At 68.7% G+C, this 2183-nt stretch carries 1 protein-coding gene and 1 pseudogene; both read right to left on the reverse strand.

All coding sequences use genetic code 11. The annotated features are described in order from the left end of the window. Positions 1 to 58 precede the first annotated feature (58 nt). Positions 59 to 1093, reverse strand: a complete 1035-nt coding sequence (locus ACWD3D_RS36375) for a TerC family protein (RefSeq protein WP_451464934.1) — start codon at positions 1091 to 1093, stop codon at positions 59 to 61. A 343-nt stretch (positions 1094 to 1436) separates the two neighbouring features. Continuing rightward, positions 1437 to 2183 (reverse strand): annotated as a pseudogene (locus tag ACWD3D_RS36380) (TerD family protein); the annotation flags it as partial.

The following is a 2183-nucleotide window of genomic DNA, read 5'->3' on the forward strand; positions in this document are numbered from 1 at the left end:
CCACCGTGTGCACGGTGGCCGGGCGCCCCTCGTCGTGGCGACCGAGGTGCCGTAGGGCTCAGCCGCCGATGCTGCTGCTGCCCTTCCGGGACTCGGCCTCGGCCTCGGACGCGGACTCCGGCCCAGAACCGACCGCGGCGGCCTCGGCCGCCGCCTGCTTCCGGTTCGCGATCAGACTGGTGATGGTGGTGATCACCAGCACGCCGCAGATGACGGAGAGCGAGAGCGGGATCGAGATCTCGGGGACGTGCAGACCCGACTCGTGCAGCGCGTGCAGCACCAGCTTGACGCCGATGAAGCCGAGGATCACCGAGAGTCCGTAGCTGAGGTGGACCAGCTTCTTCAGCAGCCCGCCGATGAGGAAGTACAGCTGGCGCAGACCCATCAGCGCGAAGGCGTTGGCCGTGAAGACGATGTACGGGTCCTGGGTCAGGCCGAAGATCGCCGGGATGGAGTCGAGGGCGAACAGCACGTCGGTGGTGCCGATCGCGAGCATGACGACCATCAGCGGGGTCATGACGCGCTTGCCGTTGTTGCGGATGAAGAGCTTGGTGCCGTGGTAACGGTCGGCGACACCGAAACGGTGCTCGATGGACTTGAGCAGCCGGTTCTCCTCGAATTCCTCCTCGTCCTCGTCGGCCCGCGCCTCCTGGATCAGCTTCCACGCCGTGTAGATCAGGAACGCGCCGAAGATGTAGAAGATCCACGAGAAGTTGGCGATGACGGCCGCGCCGGCCGCGATGAAGATGGCCCGGAGCACCAGGGCGATCAGCACGCCGACCAGCAGCACCCGCTGCTGGAGCTGGGAGGGCACCGAGAACTTCGCCATGATCAGGACGAAGACGAAGAGGTTGTCGACGCTCAGCGATTTCTCGGTGATGAAGCCGGCGAAGAATTCGCCGGATGCCTGGCTGTTGCCGAAGACCAACAGGCCCAGGCCGAAGAGTGCCGCCAGCGCGATCCAGACGATCGTCCAGATTCCGGCTTCCTTGGTCGACACGTCATGGGGCTTGCGCCCGATGAAGAAGTCGACGGCGATGAGGGCTGCCAGACCGAGAATGGTCAGCACCCAGAGGGTCCATGAAACGTCCACTGCGCCTCCGGCAGTTCGCTACGGCTACTGATCAGCGTCGTCGCTGCCGGAGGTCTCTTCCACCCGGGCGTACGGGATGTACGCCGGGCCGGCGCCCCGGGACCGGTCACAGTCCGTACTGACGGGAACGCCACGTGTGGGAATACTCCCCTCCGTCCAAGAAACGGTACAGGCTTACCCAAGAAAAGGTAAAGAGGATGGCAAAGGAGAATCAAAAGACCCTGGTTCCGACGGTCTTAGTGCGTTAGCGCCGCACCTTCCCGTCGCCCGCGTGGCGGTCGGCGGGTGGCGGTCGGCGGTTCCCGGAGAGTGGCGGACCTGAGTGGCGGACCGCCGGAGAGTGTCAGAGCCCCCGGGCCCGTCGCGCCTCGGCCACGCCGGCGAGTACCTGTTCCAGGACCCGGCTGCCCTGCGGCACCCGCGGGGGTTCGTACGTCCACACGTGCCGGACCCAGGGGTCGGCGAGGTGGTCGCCCGCGAGCGGGGTGAGCCGCAGCAGCCCCCGCCAGAACGGTGCGAGGACCGGCCCGTACGCGGACGCGTCCTCCTGGTCCGCGACCAGCAGCAGATGCACGCCGACCGAGGGGCCCTCGTCGGCGAGGTAGCGCAGCCGGGTGACCGCGCGGTCGTCGAAGCCGTGCGGGAAGTCGTTGACGACGAGCAGGTGACCGGCCGGGTCGAGATCCGGCGGCAGCGCGTCGGCGGCACCGGCCCGGACCGCCATCTGGACCAGGTCGACGCGTCGGGTGAGCCGGTCGAGGGCGGCCTCCACCCCGGCGGCCCCCGCTGCCGGCGGCCCGGCGAGCACTCCGGCCCGGATCAGCGGCGCGAAGACGGCGGCGCCGGCCCCCGCCGGGTCGATGACCTGGATGGACATCTCTCCCGCCGGGTACGCGGCGAGCAGCCGTACGGCGTGGGCGACGGCGGTCTCCAGTGCGAGGCGCTTCAGATCCGTACCGTCCAGCACCATGTCCGCCCCGGAGTCGCTCCGCCCCGAGTCGATCCACAGGCCACGTTCCAGCGGGAGCCGTACGAGGAGCGGAATGCGCAGATCCGGGCGCTCGGGCAGATGCACGTCGCCGAGCCGCAG

This window comes from Streptomyces sp. NPDC002690, from assembly GCF_053592415.1.